Origin of the sequence: Novosphingobium sediminis (assembly GCF_007991615.1) — a bacterium.
Lineage (GTDB): Bacteria > Pseudomonadota > Alphaproteobacteria > Sphingomonadales > Sphingomonadaceae > Novosphingobium > Novosphingobium sediminis.
In genome coordinates, this window is the sequence record NZ_BJYR01000021.1 from 78710 (window position 1) to 101879 (window position 23170).

General features: G+C 64.9%; 17 protein-coding genes. 13 read left to right on the forward strand and 4 right to left on the reverse strand.

Features of this window, described 5'->3' with window-relative positions; translation table 11 throughout:
• The first annotated feature begins 56 nt into the window (after window positions 1–56).
• The 12 genes from NSE01_RS16175 to NSE01_RS16230 all read left to right on the forward strand — a co-directional run bounded on the left by NSE01_RS16175 (window position 57) and on the right by NSE01_RS16230 (window position 13202).
• Window positions 57–971, forward strand: coding sequence for a LysR substrate-binding domain-containing protein (locus NSE01_RS16175; RefSeq protein ID WP_307725992.1), 915 nt, complete (start codon window positions 57–59; stop codon window positions 969–971).
• 34 nt (window positions 972–1005) lie between these two features.
• The gene (locus NSE01_RS16180) at window positions 1006–1569 is read left to right on the forward strand and encodes a glycine-rich domain-containing protein (protein ID WP_147160690.1); all 564 of its coding nucleotides are present in this window, start codon (window positions 1006–1008) and stop codon (window positions 1567–1569) included.
• A complete protein-coding gene (locus tag NSE01_RS16185) occupies window positions 1566–2396 on the forward strand; it encodes a TIGR04222 domain-containing membrane protein (protein WP_147160691.1) in 831 nt (276 codons plus the stop codon). The genes NSE01_RS16180 and NSE01_RS16185 overlap by 4 nt, the downstream gene beginning before the upstream one ends.
• Before the next feature lie 109 nt (window positions 2397–2505).
• A complete protein-coding gene (locus tag NSE01_RS16190) occupies window positions 2506–3981 on the forward strand; it encodes a serine hydrolase domain-containing protein (protein WP_246135248.1) in 1476 nt (491 codons plus the stop codon).
• Between the two features lie 33 nt (window positions 3982–4014).
• Window positions 4015–4755, forward strand: a complete 741-nt coding sequence (gene trmD / locus NSE01_RS16195) for a tRNA (guanosine(37)-N1)-methyltransferase TrmD (protein WP_147160693.1) — start codon at window positions 4015–4017, stop codon at window positions 4753–4755.
• A gap of 3 nt (window positions 4756–4758) precedes the next feature.
• Complete coding sequence (rplS, locus tag NSE01_RS16200; RefSeq protein ID WP_147160694.1) at window positions 4759–5139, forward strand: 50S ribosomal protein L19; 381 nt, start codon at window positions 4759–4761, stop codon at window positions 5137–5139.
• Between the two features lie 137 nt (window positions 5140–5276).
• Window positions 5277–7535 carry a S9 family peptidase gene (locus NSE01_RS16205; protein WP_147160695.1) on the forward strand — a complete coding sequence of 753 codons (2259 nt, stop codon included), beginning with the start codon at window positions 5277–5279 and terminating at the stop codon, window positions 7533–7535.
• Between the two features lie 38 nt (window positions 7536–7573).
• Entirely contained in the window at window positions 7574–8599 is a 1026-nt protein-coding gene (locus tag NSE01_RS16210) for an aspartate-semialdehyde dehydrogenase (RefSeq protein WP_147160696.1), read from the forward strand.
• A 229-nt stretch (window positions 8600–8828) separates the two neighbouring features.
• A complete protein-coding gene (locus NSE01_RS16215) occupies window positions 8829–9611 on the forward strand; it encodes a sulfite exporter TauE/SafE family protein (RefSeq protein ID WP_147160697.1) in 783 nt (260 codons plus the stop codon).
• Window positions 9608–10363: an alpha/beta fold hydrolase gene (locus NSE01_RS16220; protein ID WP_147160698.1), complete on the forward strand. Its 756-nt coding sequence runs from the start codon at window positions 9608–9610 to the stop codon at window positions 10361–10363. Before NSE01_RS16215 ends, NSE01_RS16220 begins: the two co-directional genes overlap by 4 nt.
• Window positions 10364–10446: 83 nt before the next feature.
• Complete coding sequence (locus NSE01_RS16225; protein WP_147160699.1) at window positions 10447–12258, forward strand: M2 family metallopeptidase; 1812 nt, start codon at window positions 10447–10449, stop codon at window positions 12256–12258.
• A gap of 110 nt (window positions 12259–12368) precedes the next feature.
• Window positions 12369–13202, forward strand: a complete 834-nt coding sequence (locus NSE01_RS16230; protein ID WP_147160700.1) for a DUF5694 domain-containing protein — start codon at window positions 12369–12371, stop codon at window positions 13200–13202.
• A 6-nt stretch (window positions 13203–13208) separates the two neighbouring features.
• On the opposite strand, the gene NSE01_RS16235 is transcribed toward NSE01_RS16230, so the two are convergent.
• From NSE01_RS16235 to NSE01_RS16250, 4 genes are all read right to left on the reverse strand, one after another.
• The gene (locus NSE01_RS16235; RefSeq protein ID WP_218033289.1) at window positions 13209–13970 is read right to left on the reverse strand and encodes a molybdopterin-dependent oxidoreductase; all 762 of its coding nucleotides are present in this window, start codon (window positions 13968–13970) and stop codon (window positions 13209–13211) included.
• Between the two features lies 1 nt (window position 13971).
• Window positions 13972–14724 carry a cytochrome b/b6 domain-containing protein gene (locus tag NSE01_RS16240; RefSeq protein WP_147160701.1) on the reverse strand — a complete coding sequence of 251 codons (753 nt, stop codon included), beginning with the start codon at window positions 14722–14724 and terminating at the stop codon, window positions 13972–13974.
• 339 nt (window positions 14725–15063) lie between these two features.
• Window positions 15064–16500, reverse strand: coding sequence for an AMP nucleosidase (locus tag NSE01_RS16245; protein WP_147160702.1), 1437 nt, complete (start codon window positions 16498–16500; stop codon window positions 15064–15066).
• 45 nt (window positions 16501–16545) lie between these two features.
• Window positions 16546–18705, reverse strand: coding sequence for a penicillin acylase family protein (locus tag NSE01_RS16250; RefSeq protein WP_147160703.1), 2160 nt, complete (start codon window positions 18703–18705; stop codon window positions 16546–16548).
• Window positions 18706–18904: 199 nt separating this feature from the next.
• On the opposite strand from NSE01_RS16250, the gene NSE01_RS16255 reads away from it, so the two are divergent.
• Window positions 18905–23080: a hypothetical protein gene (locus NSE01_RS16255; protein ID WP_147160704.1), complete on the forward strand. Its 4176-nt coding sequence runs from the start codon at window positions 18905–18907 to the stop codon at window positions 23078–23080.
• The last annotated feature ends 90 nt before the right edge of the window (window positions 23081–23170 follow it).

Genomic DNA, 23170 nt, shown 5'->3' on the forward strand with positions numbered 1-23170 from the left:
CTCTGGCATATCCTATAAGGTGCCCTTATTTGTGAAGTATGCCTGAGCTTCCCCCTTTGTCCGCCGTTCGTGTGTTCGAAGCCGCCGCTCGGCTGGAGAATTTCAGCCGAGCGGCGGAAGAGCTGGGGATGACGCAGGCCGCGGTCAGCTATCAGGTCCGCCAATTGGAAGACCGCGTCGGCAGGCCGCTGTTCATCCGCGATAAGGGCCGCGTTCGCCTGTCCGAAGCCGGTCGCCGCCTCGCCCCGGCGATTTCCGCCGCGCTGGCCGATATCGCCGCCGCCTTTGCCGATCTCGGCGCGGATGACACCGGCATTCTCGCCATCAGCACGATCCCCTCGTTCGGCGGCACCTGGCTCAGTTCCCGGATCGGGCGCTTTCAGGTCGCCATGCCCGATCTTGCGCTGCGCCTCGCCACCACCGGCCGCATCACGGATTTCGCGCGGGACGGTATCGACGTCGCGATCCGGTCGGGGCAGGGGCCATGGCCCGGCCTCCATGCCGAATTCCTCATGCGCTACCATGTCACCCCGGTCTGCTCGCCGGGCTTCATTTCAGCGCATGGCATCCGCGAACCGGCAGACCTGCTCCGTGCCGAGCGCCTCGCACCCGAGGATCCGTGGTGGGCAGGTTGGTTCGCGGCGGCTGGCGTTCCCGCGCCGCCCGTGCCCCCGCGCGCGGGCATCGCGCTCGATAGCCAGCTGGAGGAAGCCCGCCTCGCCGGTTCCGGCTTCGGCGCGGCCTTGATGACCCCGATCTTCTGGCGCGACGAACTCGCCGCAGGCACGCTCGTCCAGCCCTTCCCGCAAGTCTATCTCACCCCCGCATCGCTCTGGCTGGTGCGCCCTGAGGGCCGCCACAGCGTGCGCAAGATCGAGCGCTTCCGCGAATGGCTCGTCGCCGAAATGGCTGCCGAACGCGCGCGCGGCGCCGCGCCGGAGGCCGTCTGGACGCCGCCCGATTGGTCATGAAGCGGTAACACTTGAGCTGTATATGGACGAATAGATGAACGCGCCTTTCGCTTCGTCCGTATCGGCAACAGCAGACCCGCTGTGGCTCTCCCTTTCAACTTACGAAGTCGGCCCTGCAGACGCAGCGCTGCCGTTCACCCAGCGCCTTGCCCGCGAAAACGGCTGGAGCCCCGCACACGCCGCGCGCGTGTTCGAGGAGTACCGCCGCTTCCTCTACCTCGCGATGACCGCCGCGCATCCCGTCACCCCGTCCGATGCCGTCGATCAGGCCTGGCACCTCCACCTCACCTACACGCGCGACTACTGGGAGCGCCTCTGCCCCGAGGTGCTCGGCCGCGCCCTCCATCACGGCCCCACTAGGGGCGGCCGCGAGGAAGGCGAGCGTTTCTTTGACCAATATGCCCGGACCCTGCGCAGCTACGAGGCCGCATTCGGCCCCGCGCCCGAGGATATCTGGCCCGATGCGCGCCGCCGCCTAATGATCGATCCCAAGGCGCGGCGCGTGCACCCCCATGAAGCGCTGATCCTGCCCTACCGCTGGCTTCTCGGCGGCGGGCTGGCGGCGCTCCTGACTTATGCTCTCTGGAGTGTTCTATGACCGGTCTTGGTCCTTTTGACCTCAATGGCCCTGAATTTCTGCTGCTTTATGGCGAACTTGCGCTGATCGCGCTGGTCGCGGGGTTCCTGATCCCCCGCTATCTGCGCCCTGAAGGTCGAACTGGCTACCGCCCTAACGAGGACGAGTTGGCGCTGCTCGCCGGTGGCCGCGAACGCTTTGCAGAAACGGTCGCGGTTCGACTGTTGTCTGCCGGTGCGGCCAGCATGCAGAGCGACGGCATGCTGCAAATCCGCGATCAGACTGGTGGCGGCACTGTGGCGGAACGCCGCGTTATCGCGCTAGGCTCGCCAGTGCGTTGGCGCGATCTGCTCCTTGCCGTCACTGGGCCCGCAGAGAATGCTGAACACAAGCTCAGCCAGCGCGGGTTGCTGATGGACCCTGCCACCCTGCTCCAGATGCGCCTGCTCCAGACCGCGCCTTCGGCGCTCCTGTTCCTATTCGGTGCGGCCAAGTGGGGTATTGGCACGCTACGCGACAAGCCAGTCGGTATGCTCACTGCGCTGCTTGCTGTCACGGCGGTCGTAGCCGCTTTGCGTTTTGCAGCGGTTGATCGCCGGACCCGCGCCGGCAAGGCGGCCCTGGCTGACGCTCGCTTCGCAGCCGCCCGCCTTCGCCGTGCCACGCCCAACGACGAGACCCCGTTGGCCGTTGCATTGTTTGGTACCAGTGTGCTCATCGGCTTGTACCTCTCCGATTTCCACCGCATGCGCAGTGCCGGAAGCGGCGGCGACACCACTAGCAGCAGCGGCTGCAGCGGCGGGGGAGGGGGCTGCGGCGGCGGCGGCTGCGGCGGCTGCGGGAGCTGAGCCCGGTCCCGTCCCGACACCAGCGCTCGCAATGGCGAGGAAAAGATGCAAACCTGCCAGCCTCACAAGGGAAGGGCAGCACATGCGGTTCAAGGCAAGACTTCTGGCAATGCTCTTCGCTGCAATGCCGCTTCCCGCGCTGGCCCAGTCCGCCGACCCCGCCGCGCTCGACGCCGAAATCGATACGATCCTCAAAAGCTGGATGTCCGAAAACCACATCCCCGGCATGGTCTTCGGCGTGGTGAAGGATGGCCGCCTCGCCTACGTGAAGAGCGAGGGCGTGCAGGACCTCGCGGCAAAGCGCCCCGTCACGCCGGATACCCTGTTCCGCATCGCCTCGATGACGAAGGCATTCACCGCCATGTCGATCCTCAAGCTGCGCGACGAGGGCCGCCTTGCGCTTGATGATCCGGCGGACCGCTATGTTCCCGAAATGCGCGGCTGGACCTATCCCACCAGCGATTCCCCGCGCATCACGATCCGCGATCTGCTCACTCACAGCGCCGGTTTCGTGACGGACGATCCGTGGGGCGATCGGCAGACGGTCCTCTCGCAAACTGCCTTCACCGCCATGCTGCGCGCAGGCATACCGTTCACCCGCGCCCCCGAAATGCGCCATGAATACGCCAATCTCGGCTACGCGATCCTCGGCCGCGTGATCGCCAACATCACCAAGGCACCCTACCGCCGCTTCGTCGAAACGCGCCTGCTCACCCCGCTGGGCATGACTGCCAGCGGCTTTGACGTCTTCGCGCATCCCAAGGAAAAGCGCGCCGTGGGATACCGCTGGGAAAATGAGGCCTGGGCCGAAGAGCCGACGATGAAGGACGGCGCGTTCAATGCCATGGGCGGCCTTGAAGTCAGCGCGACAGACTACGCCAAGTGGCTCGGCTTCATCGTGTCCGCCTGGCCCCCGCGCGACGGGGAGGACGTCGGCATCGCCAAGCGCGCCACAGTCCGCCAGATCATGCGCGGGGCCAACAACGCCAATGTGTTCCACCGCTATGCGACGGACGGCGACAAGCAGTGCCCCGGCGCCATCGCCTATGGCATGGGCTGGCGCGTCATCACCGATTGCGATTATGGCACCGTCCTCGCCCACGGCGGCGGATACCCGGGCTATGGCAGCCACGTCCTGGTCCTCCCCGAGTACGGCGCCGCGCTCTTCGCGCTGACCAACAAGACCTATGCCGGCCCCAGCCAGCCGGTTTGGGATATCGCCGCGCTGCTGACGGCCAAGGGTGTGCTGGTGAAGCGCACCGAACCCGTCTCGCCGGACCTCGCCGGGTTCTACACCGCCGCGCAGACCGTTTGGACCTCCGGCACCATCGACGCCCTCCAAGGCCGCGTCGCCATGAATTTCCCGATGGACCGCACCGCTGTGAACTGGGCCAAGGTCCTCGCCGAAACCAAAGCCCAATCCGGCACCTGCGCCACCGCCGCGCCGATCACCGCTGAGGGCGCGATGAGCGGCACCTTCACGTGGACATGCGAGAAGGGCACCATCAAGGGCACAGTCCTCCTCGCGCCGACCAAGCCGATCACGCTGCAATCGCTGGGCTTCGCCTTCGAGGGGAAGGATTGATCCAACCGGGGATGCAGTCCATTGGCGAAAGCCATGACCTTCCAAGCCACCGTCCTCACGCTCTACCCGGAGATGTTCCCCGGCCCACTCGGCGTTTCGCTGGCGGGCCGCGCCATGGCGGAAGGCAAATGGGCGCTGGATACCGTCCAAATCCGCGATTTCGCTGCGGACAAGCACCGCACCGTCGATGATACGCCCGCTGGCGGCGGCGCGGGCATGGTGCTGCGCGTTGATGTGCTCGCCAAGGCCATCGACCACGCGCGCGAAGGCGCCGCAGACCGCCCCGTCATCGCGCTCACCCCGCGCGGAAAGCCCCTCACTCAGGCCCGCGTGCGCGAGCTTGCGGATGGCCCCGGCGTCATCCTCCTGTGCGGGCGATTCGAGGGTTTCGACGAGCGGATCTTCGAGGGAAGGGCGGTCGAGGAAGTCTCAGTCGGCGATATCGTGCTCTCGGGCGGAGAGCCTGCTGCGCTCATGCTCCTCGATGCTTGCATTCGGCTGCTTCCCGGCGTAATGGGCGCGGCTTCCAGCGGTACCGAAGAGTCGTTCGAGAACGGCCTCCTCGAGTATCCGCACTATACCCGCCCCCAGGAATGGGAAGGGCGCACGATCCCTGAAGTGCTGCGATCGGGGGATCATGCGAAAATCGCTCAGTGGCGGAAACGCCGTTCTGAGGATGACACTCGGTCACGCAGGCCGGACCTTTGGGAGCGCCACACCGGCGTTCGGGTCCAGTCTGCCTCTGGCGCGCAGCATGAAGTGCAGGACGATTGAGTCATGAACATCATTCAGCAGCTCGAAGCTGAAGCCATCGCCGATTTCAAGGCGAAGAAGACCATCCCCGATTTCCGCGCCGGCGATACGCTGCGCGTCGGCGTGCGCGTCGTTGAAGGCGAGCGCACCCGCGTTCAGGCCTACGAAGGCGTGTGCATCGCACGCTCGAACCGTGGCCTCGGCTCGAACTTCACCGTTCGCAAGATCTCGTTCGGCGAAGGCGTGGAGCGCGTGTTCCCGCTCTACTCGCCCAACATCGACAGCATCACCGTGGTCCGCCGCGGCGTGGTGCGTCGTGCCAAGCTCTATTACCTGCGTGGCCGCACCGGCAAGTCGGCGCGTATTGCCGAGCGCAAGAACATTAAAACCAGCACGGAAAGCTGACCGGGGCGGGCTACATAGCCCACCGCCTGGGGCACCGCAGCGTGCTTCAAGAGGCGCCCCGGCAGAACCGCCGGGGCGCCTCTTTTCGTTTTGCCATACCTTCCCGCCCAGATTTCCCAGCAAGGACCATCGCTCTCATGCGACTGCTGACCTCACTGCTGGCCGCAAGCGCGCTTGCAGCCGCCGCGCCCGTTCTTGCCGCCGAGACGAAGGATAGTGCCGTGACCGCACCCCAAGCTGCCCCTGCGCTGACCCTCGAACGCGTCTTCGCGAGCCCCGGCCTGGCGGGGCCGGTGCCGCGCGCGGTCAAGCTTTCGCCCGATGGCCGCTATGTCACCGTGCTCCGCAACCGCCCGGACGACCGCGAGCGGTATGATCTCTGGGGCTTCGACAGGAAGGCCGGCCAATGGCGGATGCTGGTCGATTCGAAGAAGCTCTCCTCGGGCCGCGAACTCTCCGAAGCGGAAAAGATGCAGCGCGAGCGCCAGCGCATCGGCGATCTGAAGGGCATCGTCAGCTACGAATGGACCGCAGACAGCAGCGCCGTCCTCGTCCCCATCGACGGCGAACTGATCCTTGCTGGCCTCGATGGTTCAGTTCGCAAGATCGCCGGCACCAAGGGCGGCGAGCTTGATCCCTCGCTCAGCCCGAAGGGCGCGCATGTCGCGTTCCTGCGAGACCAGCGCCTCTTCGTCGGCCCGGTCGATGGCAGCAGCGAGCCCAAGGCCGTCACGCCTGACGAAACCGCCGCCACCGTCCACTGGGGCGAGGCCGAGTTCGTCGCGCAGGAGGAAATGAACCGCTTCAAGGGCTACTGGTGGTCGCCCGATGGCGCGCGTCTTGCCGTCGAGCGCTTCGACGAGGCCAAGGTCGGCACGGTCACCCGCGCCGCCATTGGCGCCGATGGCACCAAGACTTTCGAGCAGCGCTATCCCGCCGCCGGCACGCCCAACGCCGAAGTTTCGCTCTGGGTGATTGGCGCAGATGGCCAGAGCCGGGTGCAGGTCGATCTCGGCAGTGACAAGGACATCTACCTCGCCCGCGTCGATTGGGCGCCCGATGGCAAGGCGCTTTACGTCCAGCGCGAGGACCGCGCGCAGAGCCGGCTCGACATGCTCAAGGTCGATCCCGCCACCGGCAAGGCCGAAGTCCTCTTCACCGAGACAGCCGCCAAGGACAGCTGGATCAACCTCTCGGACGGCTACCGTTTCCTCGCGGATGGCAGCCTGATCTGGACGTCCGAGCGCGATGGTTTCGCGCACCTCTACCACTACAAGGCGGGCGCATTCACCCAGCTCACCAAGGGTGAATGGGTCGTCACCGATCTCCTCGGCGTCGATCAGAAGAGCGGCCGCATCACCTTCATCGGCACCAAGGATGATGTCCTCGCGCCGCAGGTCTATGCCTTCGATCTCAACCACCCGGAAAAGATCGACCGGCTGACCGATCTCGCCTTCCACAACAGCGCCGCGATGGACCGCAAGGGCCAGACCCTCGTCGTCACGCGCAGCGCAGACAATCAGCCGCCCCAGTCCTATCTCGCGGACGCCACCGGCAAGCGCCTCGCGTGGATCGAGGAAAACCGCGTCGAGGGCATGCACCCCTATGCGCCCTATCTCGCCAGCCACCGCGCAGCGCAGTTCGGCACGATCCCGGCGGAAGACGGCACCCCGCTCCACTGGATGATGATCACCCCGCCGCTCGAGCCCGGCAAGCGCTACCCGGTGTTCTCCTACCACTACGGCGGCCCGCACGCGCAGGTCGTCGCCAAGGGCTGGCAGGGCGCGCTGGCGCAGGCCATCGCCAGCAAGGGCTATATCTACTTCGCGATCGACGGGCGCGGCTCGGACAATCGCGGCGTGAAGTTCGAAAGCGCGATCAATCGCGCGATGGGCTCGGTCGAAGTGGCCGATCAACTGGCCGGTTCGCACTACCTCAAGTCGCTGCCCTTCGTTGATGCGAAGCGCGTCAGCACGTTCGGCTGGTCCTACGGCGGCTACATGACGCTCAAGATGCTCGAACAGCATCCGGGCGAGTGGGCGGCGGGGGTCGCGGTTGCCCCCGTCACGCGCTGGGAGCTCTACGACACGCACTACACCGAGCGCTATCTCGGCGATCCGAACAAGGAGCCGAAGGTCTATGAAACCTCGGGCGCCCTCAAGGATGCCGCGAAGATCAGCGATCCGCTCATGCTCATCCACGGCATGGCCGACGACAACGTGGTGTTCGAAAACTCGACCGCGCTCATCGCCAAGCTGCAGGGCGAGGCCGTGCCCTTCGAAATGATGCTCTACCCCGGCTTCACCCACCGCATCGGCGGGCCGAAGGTCAGCAAGCATCTCTACGAAACCGTATTCCGCTTCCTCGACCGTCACGGCGTGGGTAGCGGGCAATAGTCATCTGGGGCCGCAAAGGCCGCCGCAAGGAGAGTACAATGGGTTACCGGGTAGTGGTCGCAGGCGCGACCGGCAATGTCGGGCGCGAGATGCTCAACATCCTCGCCGAGCGCGAGTTCCCCGTGGACGAGATCGCGGCGCTGGCGTCCTCGCGTTCGCAGGGCACCGAGATCGAGTTCGGTGAGACGGGCAAGATGATCAAGGTCCAGAACATCGAGAACTTCGATTTCACCGGCTGGGACATCGCGCTGTTCGCCATCGGCAGCACCGCCACGAAGGTCCACGCGCCCCGCGCAGCGGCAGCCGGCTGCACCGTGATCGACAACTCGTCGCTCTACCGCATGGACCCCGATGTGCCGCTGATCGTGCCCGAAGTGAACCCGGATGCGGTCGACGGCTACAAGGCCAAGAACATCATCGCCAACCCCAACTGCTCCACCGCGCAGATGGTCGTCGCGCTCAAGCCCCTCCACGACAAGGCGAAGATCAAGCGCGTCGTCGTCGCGACCTACCAGTCGGTTTCGGGCGCGGGCAAGGAAGGCATGGACGAGCTGTTCGAGCAGAGCCGCGCGATCTTCGTCGGCGATCCGATCGAGCCGAAGAAGTTCACCAAGCAGATCGCCTTCAACGTGATCCCGCACATCGACAGCTTCCTTGATGATGGTTCGACCAAGGAAGAATGGAAGATGGTCGCCGAGACCAAGAAGATCCTCGATCCTAAGATCAAGCTGACGGCCACTTGCGTGCGCGTCCCCGTGTTTGTCGGCCACTCCGAAGCGATCAACATCGAATTCGAAGAGGAAATCTCGGCCAAGGAAGCGCAGGACATCCTGCGCGAGGCGCCCGGCGTCATGCTGATCGACAAGCGCGAGGACGCTGGCTACGTCACGCCCATCGAATGCGTCGGCGATTTCGCGACCTTCGTTTCCCGCGTGCGTGAAGACCCGACCGTCGACAGCGGCCTGTCGCTGTGGTGCGTCTCGGACAACCTGCGCAAGGGCGCCGCGCTCAACGCAGTGCAGATCGCCGAACTCCTCGGCCGCCGCCACCTCAAGAAGGGCTGAGCCTTTCTGTAAAGCCCCTCCCCGCACGGGGAGGCTGGCACAAAAGCCCCTCCCCGTGCGGGGAGGGGTTGGGGAGGGGTAACCCACCCCTCGGCAAGGGTCCCCCCACTTCGGCGCAAAGCATTTCCAACCTCTGCGATAGAGATTCTTGGATTGCCGCCGCGCCGCTGCGGTTCTAATCCTCCCGGCACGAAAGGGACCCGACCACGGGACCTGCCGGGGGATTGCCATGTTGGCCCATTTCGATCTGCTGCACGGCGTCGCCGGCCTGCTCGTGGGCTTTCTCGTCGGTCTGACCGGCGTCGGCGGCGGATCTCTGATGACGCCGATCCTCGTGCTGATGTTCGGAGTCGCGCCCGGCACCGCTGTCGGCACCGACCTGCTCTTCGCCTCCGTCACCAAGATCGCCGGGTCCGCCATCCACGGCAAGCGCGAGACGGTGGACTGGCACATCATGCGCCGCCTCGCGATGGGCAGCGTCCCTGCGGCTGCGATCACGCTGTTCCTGATCTCGGACTTCGGCAAGCTGAGCAAGGCATCAAGCCACATCGTCCTGCTGTGCCTTGGCGCCATGCTGATCGTCACCTCGGTCGCCACGCTGTTCCAGAAGCAGCTCGCCGTCATGGCCAAGCAGCATGAGCGGCTTGACGACCGGCAGGCCCTGATCCCCACGGTGATGCTCGGCGCGCTGCTGGGGGTTGCGGTCACGATCACCTCGGTCGGGGCGGGGGCCATCGGCGTCACCGTCCTGCTCATGCTCTACCCTGCGCTGCGTGTGGCGAAGATCGTCGGCACCGATATTGCGCATGCCGTGCCGCTCACGCTCGTCGCCGGTTTCGGTCACTGGGTGATCGGCGATGTCGACATGGGCCTGCTTGCCAGCCTGCTTGTCGGCTCGCTCCCCGGTGCGGTAATAGGGAGCATGCTGTCCTCCCGCTCCCCCGATCACGTGCTGCGCCCCGCGCTGGCCGCCGTCCTGATGATCTCCGGCATCCGGCTCCTCACGCAATGAGCGAGAATGGGAGCGAGACCTACCCCGGCTTCGACGGCGCGCCCCTCGTGCTCCACCGCATGGGTGAAGGGCGCCCCGTCATCCTGCTCCACGGCCTGTTTTCCTCGGCGCATGTCAACTGGGTAAAGTTCGGCACCGCGGCGCAGCTCGCCGCTGCGGGGATCGAGTGCCTGATGCCGGACCTGCGTGCGCACGGTGCCAGCGCCGCCCCGCACGATCCCGCCGCCTATCCGCCCGATGTCCTCGTGCGCGATCTTGAAGCCCTCGTCGCGCATCTCGGCCTTACGGACTACGATCTTGTCGGCTTCTCGCTCGGCTCGCGCACCAGCGTCCGTGCCGTCATCGCCGGTCTCTCCCCCCGGCGGCTGGTACTCGCCGGCATGGGGCTCGAAGGCCTCGCCGGCTGGCTGCGGCGGCAGGCTTTCTTCAGCGAAGTGCTCGACAAGTTCGGCACGATCCGCCCGGGCGAACGTGGCTATCCGGCGCAGCAGTTCCTGAAGACCATGGGCACCGATCCGCAAGCCGCGCGCCTTCTGCTCGGGACGATGGACGATACCGATCCGGCCGCGCTCGCCGCGATCACCATGCCCACGCTCGTCCTCTGCGGCGATCAGGACAACGACAACGGCAGCGCCGACCGCCTTGCCGAAGTGCTCCCCAATGCCCGCCGCGCGACTATCCCCGGCACCCACATGAGCTGCGTGACCGAACCCGCGATGGGCGTCGAACTGGTTTCATTCCTGACCACTTGACGGAGATTTCCGGGGGGCTAACGGTGCGCGCCAAGGGCTGCCCGCAGATGCGGCCCACCCGAACCGTCCGGAGAGCCGTTCCCATGAAAAGCCTCGTTTCCCTCGCCGCCATCGCGGCCGCCCTCGTCGCCGCGCCCGCCATCGCCCAGCAGGCCCCCGACGCCGCCACTGCCGAAGCATGGATCAAGGCCGCCGATCAGGCCTACTTCGATGAGACCGTCCGCGCCGGCCGCACCCAGTGGGTCTACGAAACCAACATCACCGACGATACCGAAGCGCTCGTTGCGGCTTCCAACGCCGAATCCAACACGCTGATGGTCAAGACCGCCGCCGAAGCCGCGCGCATGGCCAAGGTGCCCGGCCTTACCGCCGAAGACCAGCGCAAGCTCGTCATGATGCGCACCCAGATCACCAGCCCGGTGCCGACCACCCCCGGCGCGGCGGAAGATTTCGGCACCCGTCAGGCCCGCATTCAGGGCCTTTACGGCAAAGGCCACGGCACGCTCAACGGTCAGCCCGTCAACGGCAGCGATATCGAAGCGGCGATGGGCACCAACCGCAATCCCGACCAGCTCAAGGAAATGTGGCTCTCGTGGCACGACAATGTCGGCAAGCCGATGAAGGACGACTACGCCAAGATGGTCGAGCTTTCGAACGCCGGCGCGCGCGAACTCGGTTTTGCCGATACCGGCGCGCTGTGGCGTTCGAATTACGACATGGACCCGGCCGCCTTCGCCGCGCTCACCGAGAAGATCTGGAACGACGTCCGCCCGCTCTACGTCCAGCTCCACTGCTACACCCGCGCCAAGCTCAACGAGAAGTATGGCGACGCTGTCCAGAAGAAGACCGGCCCGATCCGCGCCGATCTCCTTGGCAACATGTGGGGCCAATCGTGGGGCAACATCTACGATGTCGTCGCCCCCAAGGGCGCGGGCGATATCGGCTACGACATCGGCGATCTGCTCAATGCCAAGGGCTATGATCCCGTGAAGATGGTCAAGACGGGTGAGGGCTTCTACTCCTCGCTCGGCTTCGCCCCGCTGCCCGAAACCTTCTGGGCCCGCTCGCAGATCACCAAGCCGCGCGACCGCGAAGTGGTGTGCCATGCTTCCGCGTGGGATATCGACAACAAGGACGACCTGCGCATCAAGATGTGCACCAAGGTCAACGCCGATGATTTCGTGACGATCCACCACGAACTCGGCCACAACTACTACCAGCGCGCCTACAACCAGCAGCCCTCTCGCTACTACATGGAAGGCGCGAACGACGGCTTCCACGAGGCGATCGGCGATACCATGGCGCTGTCGATCACGCCGGAATACCTCGTCCAGATCGGCCTCCTCAGCCGCGACAAGGTGCCCAGTGCCGACAAGGACACCGGCCTCCTCCTGCGTCAGGCGCTAGACAAGGTGGCGGCGATGCCGTGGACTCTGCTGGTCGATCGCTGGCGCTGGGGCGTGTTCGATGGTTCGATCAAGTCCGACAGCTACGAAGCCGCGTGGAATCAGGTCCGCCTCAAGTATCAGGGCCTCGTCCCGCCGGCCGAGCGCCCGGCTGATGCCTTCGATCCCGGCGCCAAGTTCCATATCCCGGCGGTCGTGCCCTACACGCGCTACTTCCTCGCGCGCGTGCTGCAGTTCCAGTTCTATGAAGCAGCCTGCAAGGAAGCCGGCTGGCAGGGCCCGCTCCACCGCTGCAGCTTCTATGGCAACAAGGCCGTCGGCGCGAAGCTCAATGCCATGCTCACGATGGGCGCCAGCAAGCCCTGGCCCGATGCGCTGGAAGCCTTCACCGGCACCCGCGAGATCAGCGGCAAGGCGATGATCCGCTACTTCGCGCCGCTCCAGAAGTGGCTCGAGCAGCAGAACAAGGGCCAGAACTGCGGCTGGTAAGGCCTTCGATCCTCCCCATTTTTGCGGCACGCACAAATGGGGAGGTGGCAGCCCACAGGGCTGACGGAGGGGGTATTCTCGTCCAGACCGTTGGGGAGGAGAATCACCCCATGCTCAAGACCGTGCTTGCCCTGCTCGCTTCATTTGCGCTCACCACGCCCGCCCTTGCCGCCGAGCCACCGGTCGAGGTCATGGTCCTTGGCGCCTATCATTTCGGCAATCCCGGCCTCGACGTGAATAACGTCAAGATCGACAGCGTGCTCACGCCGGAGAAGCAGCGCCAGCTGGAAGCCGTCGCGCAGGCCTTGCTCACGTTCCGGCCCACGCGCGTCATGGTCGAGCGGGAGAGCAGCGCGCCCGATCTGGCGGTGGCCGATTATGCCGCCTTCACCCCCGCCAAGCTCCTCACCGAAGCCAACGAGATCACCCAGATCGCCTATCGCGTCGCCCATCTCGCCAAGCTGCCGATGGTCAGCGGCATTGATGAGCAGCCCGGCGAGGGCGAGCCTGATTACTTCCCCTACGACAAGATGCAGGCCGCCGCGCAGAAGTTCGGCCAGCAGGCGCTGATCGACGAACCCCAGGCCGCGCTCCGGAAACAACTGGCGAAGTTTGAAGTCGATCAGAAAACCGCCAGCGTCGCTCAGCTGCTGCTGCGCGTGAACACCGATCCAAGTTACACGCGGATGGACGATTACTACGCTTGGCTGCGCATCGGCGATCACGACAATCAGGCCGGCGCCGATCTCAATGCCATGTGGTATCTGCGCAATGCCAAGATCTGGGGCAAGCTGCTGTCCGTCGCCAAGCCGGGAGACCGCGTGCTCGTCCTCTTCGGCGCAGGTCACGGCTACTGGCTGCGGCATTTCGCTTCCGCCACGCCGGGCGTCGTGGCGGTCGATCCGGTGCCGCTGCTGAAGAAGGCTGCCGCCGGGAAGCGCTGACAGGCGCTAGATCCCGTTGTACCAGGCCCAGCCGCCGCTGATGTTGCCGAGGTCCTGAAACCGGTCGCTCACCACGATGCGGCGCAGGAACTTCAGGCTCTTGTAGCCGATCTGCCGCTCGAGCCGCAGCCGCAGCGGCGCGCCGTGGCCGATGGGCAGGTCTTGCCCGTTCATGCCATAGGCAAGGATCGTCTGCGGATGGAGCGCGTCGATCATGTCGATGTTGTCGGCATTCTTGTCGTAGGTGTAGAATTCGACATAGCGCGCCGAAGGCTGCATCCCGCAGGCCGTGAGCAAGCTGTGCAGCGGCACACCGGTCCACTCGGCAATGGCGGACCAGCCTTCCTCGCATTGGTGCTTGGTGATCTGCGTCCTGCGCGGCAGGCGCTTGATGTCGGCCAGTGAGAAACTGGTGGGCCGGTCAACGAGACCCGTCACCTCGAGCCGCCAATCAGCAAACGCGCCCTTGCGCAGCACCGCATAATCGCGCCCGGCTTCGGGATCATGCGCGCCGGTGCTGGCGATTGCCGGATCGTACGTGCCGGTGGCCGGCATCGAAGTGACCTCGCTGCGATCATATTCGCGCACCAGCGAGGTGGGGGAAAGCAGGCTGCGCTGCATCGCATACGTGAAGTTGTCGCCCATCCGCAGCAGGTTGCCATAGGTCGGCGGCTGGCTCTCGCCGCAGCCCGTCAGCAACAGCGCGCTGCTGGAAGTGAGGCCGCCGATCAGGCCGCGGCGCGAGAGCAGGAAGCGGTCATTCGCCATGTCAGGCTCCCACAATCATGGCGCGCAGGTGCCGCACCGGGCCGGTCAGGGCGATCATCATGAGGTGGACCAGCAGGAACATGGCGATGACGCTGAAGGAAAAGAAATGCAGCGTCCGCGCCGATTGCGTGCCGCCGAAGATGTCGAGGAGCACCGGCCAGTTCGCGGCAATCGCGGGTGACATGGTGACGCCGGTCAGCACCATAAGCGGCAGCGCAATGAACACGATCAGCGCATAGGTGAGCTTCTGGAGCAGGCCATAGGGCGCGCCCGGCGGCGGTGCGGGCATGGGCAGCGTGAGGTGCGCCTTGATGTCTTGCCCCAATGCGCTCCCGGTCAGTTCGCCGCGCCGGGGCAGTAGCCGCTGCCGCGCATGGCCGGTCAGCGTGCCCAGCGTGAGATAGGCGGCGAGGCCAAACAGAAACGCCCACGCACCTAGGAAATGCAGGCTGCGCGCCCAGCCATTCTGGTTCCACGGTTCTGCCAGCCGGTCCGCCGTCGCGGCGCCGCCGGGCCCGGTGAGGAACGGCGTCTGCGCAGAGAATTGCTGGGTGTGGTAGTTGGGGCCGAGCGGCACTTCGAACAGCGGACGCATCAGATCGTTGCCGGCCTGCCCCCAATAGAAGCGCGGGTGGACCATCAGGATCGCTACGCCCGAATAGAGCAGCACCAGAACCGCCAGCGCGATCATCCAGTGAGTCAATCGCACCCAGCGGCTATGGCCGCGTCGCTCAAATTCCCCCGTGGTGCTCATGCGCCGCCTCCGAGGGGGGAGGCTATCACTGGCCGGAGGCTTGTAAAGGCCTGCCGGATAGGCCCAGCGGAAATCATTTTCCTACAGGTCGCTTCATGAGGCATTGGCGGGCTCAGATCTTTGCACCGTGGCCCGGCCATGCCGCTACGCTCGCCCACCATCCCCGCCGGAGGCCATCTCATGCGCCCGCCAGAATTGTCCAACAGACTGCGTCCCGCCGGCTTCGGAAACCCGTGCGCCGTTTCGGGATATTATGCTGTTAAATCAGCAGGAAAGATGGCCAAGCCGGGGACTGGCAGTTTGCTCTCAGGACTGTGTCAACCGTGTCAACTTGGCCGCTTAACGGAAAGGCGGCTCGTTAAACGCGCGCAGCTTGCGGCTGTGGAGGCGAGCGCCTTCGGCCCGCAGCAGTGCGCAAGCGGTCGTGCCGATGGCGAGGTGGCTGGAGATCGCCTCTTCATAGAACCGGTTGGCCTGCCCCGGCAGCTTCAGTTCGCCGTGGAGCGGCTTGTCCGAAACGCACAGCAGCGTCCCGTAGGGCACGCGGAAGCGGTAGCCCTGCGCGGCGATGGTCGCGGACTCCATGTCGATGCCAACCGCGCGGCTCAGGCTCAGGCGGCGGGCGGAGTGCGAATAGCGCAGCTCCCAGTTGCGATCATCGGTGGTGACGACGGTGCCGGTGCGCATCCGCCGCTTGAGGTCCGAACCGCCCGCACCGCTGACGATTTCCGCCGCCCGGGCCAGCGCGACCTGCACTTCGGCGATGGCGGGGATGGGGATTTCCGGCGGCAGCACCGGATCGAGCACGTGGTCGTCGCGCAAGTAGGCATGGGCGAGCACGTAGTCGCCGATCTTCTGGGTGGGGCGCAGGCCGCCGCAGTGGCCGATCATCAGCCACGCCTCCGGGCGCAGCACCGCAAGGTGGTCGCAGATCGTCTTGGCGTTCGATGGGCCGACGCCGATGTTGACCAGCGTGATGCCCGAGCGGTCCGGCGCGACGAGGTGGTAGGCGGGCATCTGGTGCCGTCGCCACGCCGTATCAGACATGCGGGCGCGGGCGTTGTCGGTCTGCTCGGTCAGATGCAGCCCGCCCGCGCCGGAGAGCGCGGTATACTCGCCGGTGCCAAGCTGCTTGCCCGCCCAGTCCACGAACTCGTCCACATAGCGGTGGTAGTTGGTGAACAGGATGTAGCGCTGGAAGTCCTCGGCCGGGGTGCCGGTATAATGCGTCAGGCGGGCGAGGCTGAAATCGGTGCGCAGGCCATCGAACAGCGAGAGCGGCAGCGGCCCATCGCCAACGTTGTACTCGCCGTCCGCGATCTCGTCTCCGATATGGGCGAGGTCGGCGTTCGGGAAATGCCGCGCCAGCTCCTGCGGCCCGATGCTTCCCATCTGCGCGCCAAGGCTGCCATCGAGCACATAGGCAAACGGGATTTCCTGCCGCGAGACGGCGGCTTCCACCGTGACATCGAAGCCCTGCAGGATGATCGCCAACTGCTCGGCCAGATAGTCGGCAAACAGCGTCGGGCGCGTCACCGTGCAGGTGTAGGTGCCCTTCTGCGTGAGCCGCCCGAACGAGTGACCGGTCGGCTCGATGCTCGGCTCCCCGCCGAAGTGGATGCGCAGCTCCGGGTAGCAGTAGCTGCCATCATGCCGGCGCTCCTCCGGCGGCAGCGTACCCTTGGCGGCAAAGGCCATGACATCCGCGCGAAGCCGGGCGACCGAGGCGTTGTAGATGCGCGAAAGCTCGTCGAGCACGGAGGTGATATGATCCATCCCCGCGAGTGTACCTGCCCGCCGTGACCTTTGGAAGTCAGGCGATCAGCGCATTCGATTGAGCACTTTGGTCGAGACGACGTGGGCCTTCAGGTCTTCCGGATAGAACCACACCTCGCGCAAGTTGCCAGTGGCGTAGCGCTCCACCTGATCGCCGAAGTGGGGCGAGGCGGGATCGGCGCTCGTCCCGCCGATGCTGACGGCGCGGGCGCGGACCTTGGGTCCAAACTCGACCACCGCGACGAAGCTGTTGCCGCTGGTGCCGTACATCCGCTTGGTGCCCGGATAGCGCGCCGCGCCGAACGAGGCGAGGCTGCCCCAGTTGCCGCTGGCGAACGCGATCGGGGTGCTTGGCTTGCTATCGTCGAAGGTTTGCGTGATCGCGCCGTCGTTGCGCTGATAGCGGTTGATCGCGCCCCACTGCACCTGCCACGATCCGAAATCAGTCACGAGCCGGTTTACCGCATCATCGAGCGCCGCAAGCCGCTGGGCATCGGTGATGCGGTTGTTCATCTGCTCCCACAGGCTTTCCTCATCGCCGTCGCTCATCGAGGAAACCCGGTTCCACAGCGCTTCGGCATAGCCGACGGCGAGGCTGGTGGCGGTCGAGTTCAGCGCCCACTTGTGATCCCAGCCCTTCAGCAGCGCGATGGGCCCGTCGCGCTTCGCATCTGGCGCCGCGGCATTTGCGGCGAACAGCGCGGGTAGCAGCCGGTCGAACGCGGGGAGGGCGGGGTCGTAGGCTGCGGCCATCAGCTTCTCGAGCGTGAAGTCATGCCGGTCGCCGAGCACAGCGAGCGCGTGGGCTTCGCGTGCATTGGCGCCAACCTCGTCCATGTAGCGCGGGTAGGCATCCTTCTTCGGACTGTCCGCTCCGGCTGCGGTCCACGGCGCATTGTTGACGTTGAACACCCAGCCGTTGGCGGGCCTCAGCACGTTGGGCAGGCTAGAGACCGGATGAAGCCCCTGCCACCGCGCCGCCGGATTGCTGCCATCGACGGGCCTGCGCCAATCAAGGCTATTGTCGCGGACGGGAATGAACTGCGGGTGCAGATAGGCGATTTCACCCTTGGTATCGGCGAACAAGGTGTTGTTGCTCGAATTGGCCTGCAGGCTGGCCACCCTGAGAAAGCTGTTCAGATCGCTCGTCTTGGTGCGCAGGAAGCTCTGCTCCAGTGCGGGGACCGGCCGGTTCATCAGGCCATAGGCGATCCACTTGCCACCTTCCTCGCGCACCACCGGACCATGTTCGCTGGCATAAGTGGTGAAGCTGCGTTCGGCAAACGAGCCGTCCGGCTGGCGAACCTTCAGCGAGACGGTCTGCGCCGAGAAAGGCTTCACCACTTCCCCGACGCGGTAGGCCGGCGCCTTGCCGGGCTCCTGCACCACGGTCTCGGCGAATTCGTCGATCCGGTCGGACCCGGTCGTCGTGTGCATCCACCCGGCGTTCTGGTTGAAGCCCTGATAGATGAAGAACTGCCCCCAAGTCGCTGCGCCATAGGCATTGAGGCCTTCGCCGCTCGTGACCTGCTGTTCGGCACGGAAGTAAAAGCTGGTGTGCGGATTGATCAGCAGCAGGGCATGGCCTTCAGCCGTGCGGGAAGGGGCAATCGCGATCCCGTTGGAGCCGGCGGGTTCTTTCAGGATGCGGCCGCGTTCATCGTCAGTCATCGCCACCTTGCGGGCGCCGTAGAACGCTTCGAGCTGCGAGACCGGGACGCGTTCGATATCGCCGCCGATGCTGCCTTCGGTGAAGCTCAGCGCCATCCACGGTTCGAAATGCGTGAGGACTTTGGGCTTAACCTCCGGATGATCGGCAAGGTAGGCATTGAGCCCGGCCGCCCAGGCGTCCATCAGTTTGCGCAGCCACGCCGGGCTCTTCGCATAGTCCGCCTTGAGCACCGCCGGGTCGATCCACAGGCGCTGGCGCAAGTCCTGCCAAAGCGCGCTTTCCCCGTCCGCTTCGGCCAGACGGCCGAGGCTCACCAGATAGTTGCGCTCGATTCTCGGGAAGTCGTCCTCTGCCTGCGCATAGATCATGCCATAGATGGCGTCGGCATCGGTCTTGCCGGTGACATGCGCGATGCCCCATTCGTCCCGTTCGATCTTCGCTTCGCCGATTATTGCAGAACTTTTCGCAGCGGAGTTAACGGGGGTTAGTCCGATGAGAAGTGCCGCAACTGCGACGGCGTGTGCATGTTTCATGGTCTACTCCCGGCAAACACTTGTCAGAAATGATCCGTAAGTGACTGGGATCAAGTCCTGTTTCTATAAAAGTTCAATATTCCAACCCCGTAGGTTCTAACGATATTAGTTAACGCCTTAGGGCATTTACGCAGGCAATGTACTTAAAACGTCCTTCGGCACGCTCCGCACATATGGCGTAAAGCCAAGGAGATGCGCGATGGGGATCATAGGCACTACTGGCACGGGACTCGACCGTGCCATCGATCTGATTGCAGGCGATTACGGCCTCAACATGGGACTGTCCGGCAGCGCGATCCGCGAAGGGGCCGCCGCTGCCGATGCCATGAACGGGATGATCGTGAGCGCGATCAAGGCGCTCGGCCTCGCCAACGATGGCGAAATCACCGTTTCGGACATCTATTCGCTCAACTCCTATCTTCGATCCAACGGATACAGCAAGTTCACCACTCTCTACGGTACCGAGAAGGCCGGCGTCGAGAGCGGTTTCCAGCGCATTTCCGGTGAAGGCGCCGTGACAAGGCTGTTCGGCGAGGCAGGTGTCGACCGGGTGCTCGAGGGGGTCTACGAGCTCGCCTTCGAAATCAAGGATGGCCACCTGACCTCCCCCCGCAACTACTGGGGGCCAGGGGTCGATGATGTGGCCCATTGGCTCAACACCCTGCTTGCGCCCGAACTTGCTGCCGGGACATTGAAGAACGGCAAGGCGGATCCGCAGGCGCACGGCACCACCGGCACCGGTCTCGATCTCCTCACCGAGCGGCTGCTTGACGATATTGGCCTCAATCACCGCATCTCGCAGAAGCAGATCAACGATGCCGCCAAGGCCGCCGACGGCATGGCCAAGATCATGCTGCAGGCGATCAAGGAAACCGGCGTCGCCGACGACAACAAGCTCGACCCGATGGACATGGTCGACCTCAATCGCTGGATCATCGTCAACAAGCTCGACGAGTGGACCAAGCTCCACGGCGACGACAATGGTGCATTTGAAAGCGGTCTGCACTACGCGCAGGGCGATGGCGGGCGCGACTACATCTACGGCGACCTTTCGGTCGATACCGTGGCCGACGGGATCTACCACATAGGGTTCAAGATCAGCGGCGACCGGTTCGAGAACGAGGACGGCAACGCCAACCAGCGCATCAGCGATACCTCGGATTGGATCAGTCTGCTGCTGGCCAAGGACCTTGCCTCGGGCGCGCTCCATTCGAGCCATGCACCGGTCGATGCGGTGACGCTCAAGCCGTCGCTCGTGTTCAGCAGGGGCGGCATGGTGACCGATGATGGCACCAAGGGTGCGATCGATCTTGGCAAACTTACGCCGAGCAGCGTTGCGGAAGGCACCATCGCGCTCGATTTCGTCGCCAACCATCCGGATGACGGCCGCACGCATGTCGTCTTCTCGAAGGACGGTGCCTCCAACGCTGACGGGGATATTGCGGCCTTCATCCGCGACGGCGAGCTTTATGTGCTACTGCAGGATGGCAGCCGCGACTGGTGGCTCAAGGCCGATGGCATAACGATTGATGCTGGCCGCCAATACTCGCTGGCCATCACATTCGGCCAGGACGGGCTTGGCCTGTTCCTTGACGGCAAGCGGGTTGCCGCGGATGTCGATGCCACGAGCGGGCTTGGCCCCAACGTACGCGGCCTGGTGCTGGGCGCGGGCACGTGGGGCCGCGATGCAAAGCATCTCACGCAGATGGACGATCACCTCGATGGCAAGGTCGGCAATCTCGCAATCTACGACCGCATCCTCGATCCTTTCGAACTGCGGGCGATCAATCACTCCGGCGCGCTTCCGGCGGAATGGAGCGGTGCTGCGGCATTCGAGGGCGATCAGCCGGCGGTACGCGCCGGCACGGGCCTGAAGGGCGAAGTCTTCGATCGCGGCACGAGCTTCGATTCGATCGACGATCTCATCGCCCAGGCAGCCACCAAGGGCGCCGACCATCACCTCACGGCATCGACGGTGAACTTCGGCGGCTTCAAGGAAGTTGCCACGCTCGGCCAGTTTCTCGACGGCAAGGCGCAACTGACCGATGGCGGCGCGGATAGCGCGATGAACACCATCGGGCTCCGGCTCCAGGGCTATATCTGGCTGGAAAAGGGCCAGCACCTCGTCAACGTGCGTTCGGACGACGGCTTCTTGCTCAAGCTTGGCGGTGACGAGCTTTCCAGTTTTGCCGGCAATCGCGGCTTCAGTGGCACGAGCGAAACGATCAACATCCAGAAGTCCGGCCTCTATGCGGTCGACCTCTACTACTTCGACAACACCGGCTCGGAAGGGCTGCGCCTCGAACTAGATGGCGATCCGGTCAGCGCAGGCCGGCTCTATGCCTCGATCGATGACTACAAGGCTGCGCTGGCTGCGAATGGTGCAATGCCGGTGGGCGGGCTGCCTTATGCCTATGATGGCCCGCAAGGCACGACCGGCACCGGGCTTGACCAGCTCATCCAGATCATCGGCGAGGATGTCGGCCTCAAGAACAACATCTCCGCCAGCCAGATCCGCGAAGGTGCCGCCGCAGCCGACAAGCTCAACCACATCATCATCGATGCGATCAACGCTACCGGCGCACTGGATGACGGGCACCTCACGGTGGCGGAGACCTATGACCTCTCCGCCTGGATCCGCGAGAATCAGCAGGCTGCTTTCATCGCGGCCCATGGCAACGACGAGAACATGGTCGAGACCGGCTTCCATCTGATCCAGGGCGATCGCGGTGCAAGCTATCTGCTCGGCGACAGCGCGATCGATACGGTGATGGACGGCATCTACCACATCGGCTTCGACACCAATTGGGACCGCTTCCTCAACGAGGACGGGAATGCCAATGCCCGCGTGGAAACGGTGACCTACTGGCTCAACGAACTGCTCGGCACGACCCCGCTACCGGCCCCGGGGCCCGGCACGGCGCCGCTGGTAGGCAGCGCCGCGCAGCCCAACGTGACCGTGACGTCCGGCCTCAACGTGAGGCTCGCGGCCGAGGCAAAGTCGCTGACCCTGGCCGGGACGGCGATGAACGCAGCGGGCAATTCGAACGACAATGCCCTCACCGGCAACGATCAGGCGAACCTGCTGGAGGGCGGCTCAGGCAACGACACGCTCAATGGCGGCAACGGCAACGACAGCCTACTTGGCGGCACCGGAGCCGACACGATGGTGGGCGGTGCCGGCGATGACAGCTATTGGGTCGACAATGCCGCTGACGTGGTCAAGGAGATCAACGGGATCAGGGGCGGGATCGATACGGTGCACATCGCATCGAGTGCCAACCCGGTCTACACACTCGGCGATAGCGTCGAGAACCTGATTGTGGATGTCGGCACGTCCGAGAAGATCACCGGCAACACGCTGGCCAATGCCATCACGGGCGGCACTGGCGTCGACACCATCTACGGCCTCGACGGCGACGATTTCCTGAGCGGCGGCGCGGGCAACGATACGCTTGTGGGCGGCTCCGGCAATGATGTGCTGGAGGCGGGCGGCGGGGTAAACACCCTGATCGGCGGCCTCGGAAACGACACTTACGTGGTCGTCTCACGTGCCGATACCATCACCGAAAATGCCAACGAGGGCACCGACACGGTCCGTTCCTCGGTCGACTACACGCTTGGCGCCAACCTCGAAAAGCTCGAGCTCACCGGGTCGGCGAAAGTTGCGAACGGCAATGCGCTGGCCAACACGATCACCGGCAACAGCGAGGCCAACTACATCGACGGCAAGGCCGGTGCCGACGCGATGATGGGCGAGGGCGGCAATGATACCTATGTGGTCGACACGCTTGGCGACCGGGTGATAGAGAACGCCAACCAGGGCATCGATCTGGTCATTTCGAGTGTCAGCTATGTGCTTGCGGACAATGTCGAAAATCTGCGGTTGGCAGGGACCGGGCCGAATTCGGGCGTGGGCAACGACCTGTCGAACTGGTTGAGCGGCAACGATGCCGACAACGTCCTCACCGGTCTTGGCGGCAACGATACCCTGCTCGGTCTGGGCGGAAATGACATTCTGCGCGGCGGCACCGGGGCCGACAAGCTGACAGGCGGAGCGGGAGCGGACACGTTTGCCTTCTCCGGCTTCTCGGAATCAGGCGTGGACGCCAATCGCCGCGACACGATCACGGATTTCAGCCACGCGGAGCATGATCTGATCGATCTCTCGAAGATCGACGCCAACGCGGGTGATGCCGGGGAAGGCGCATTCAAGTTGATGGCGGCCTTCGACGGCACGCACGGCGCACTGACCGTGACCGCGCAGGGTAGCCAGTGGCTCGTCTCCGCAGACTACAACGGTGACAAGATCGCCGACTTCGCGATCATGGTGACGAGTGCCACGGCGCTGGTGGCGGCCGATTTCGTGATGTGAGGGGAGGGCGCGGCGGATCCTGCGATCTGCCGCGCCGCACCAAACAAAAAAGGGGCGCTTCCTTGCCGGAAGCGCCCCTTTTTGTTGCCG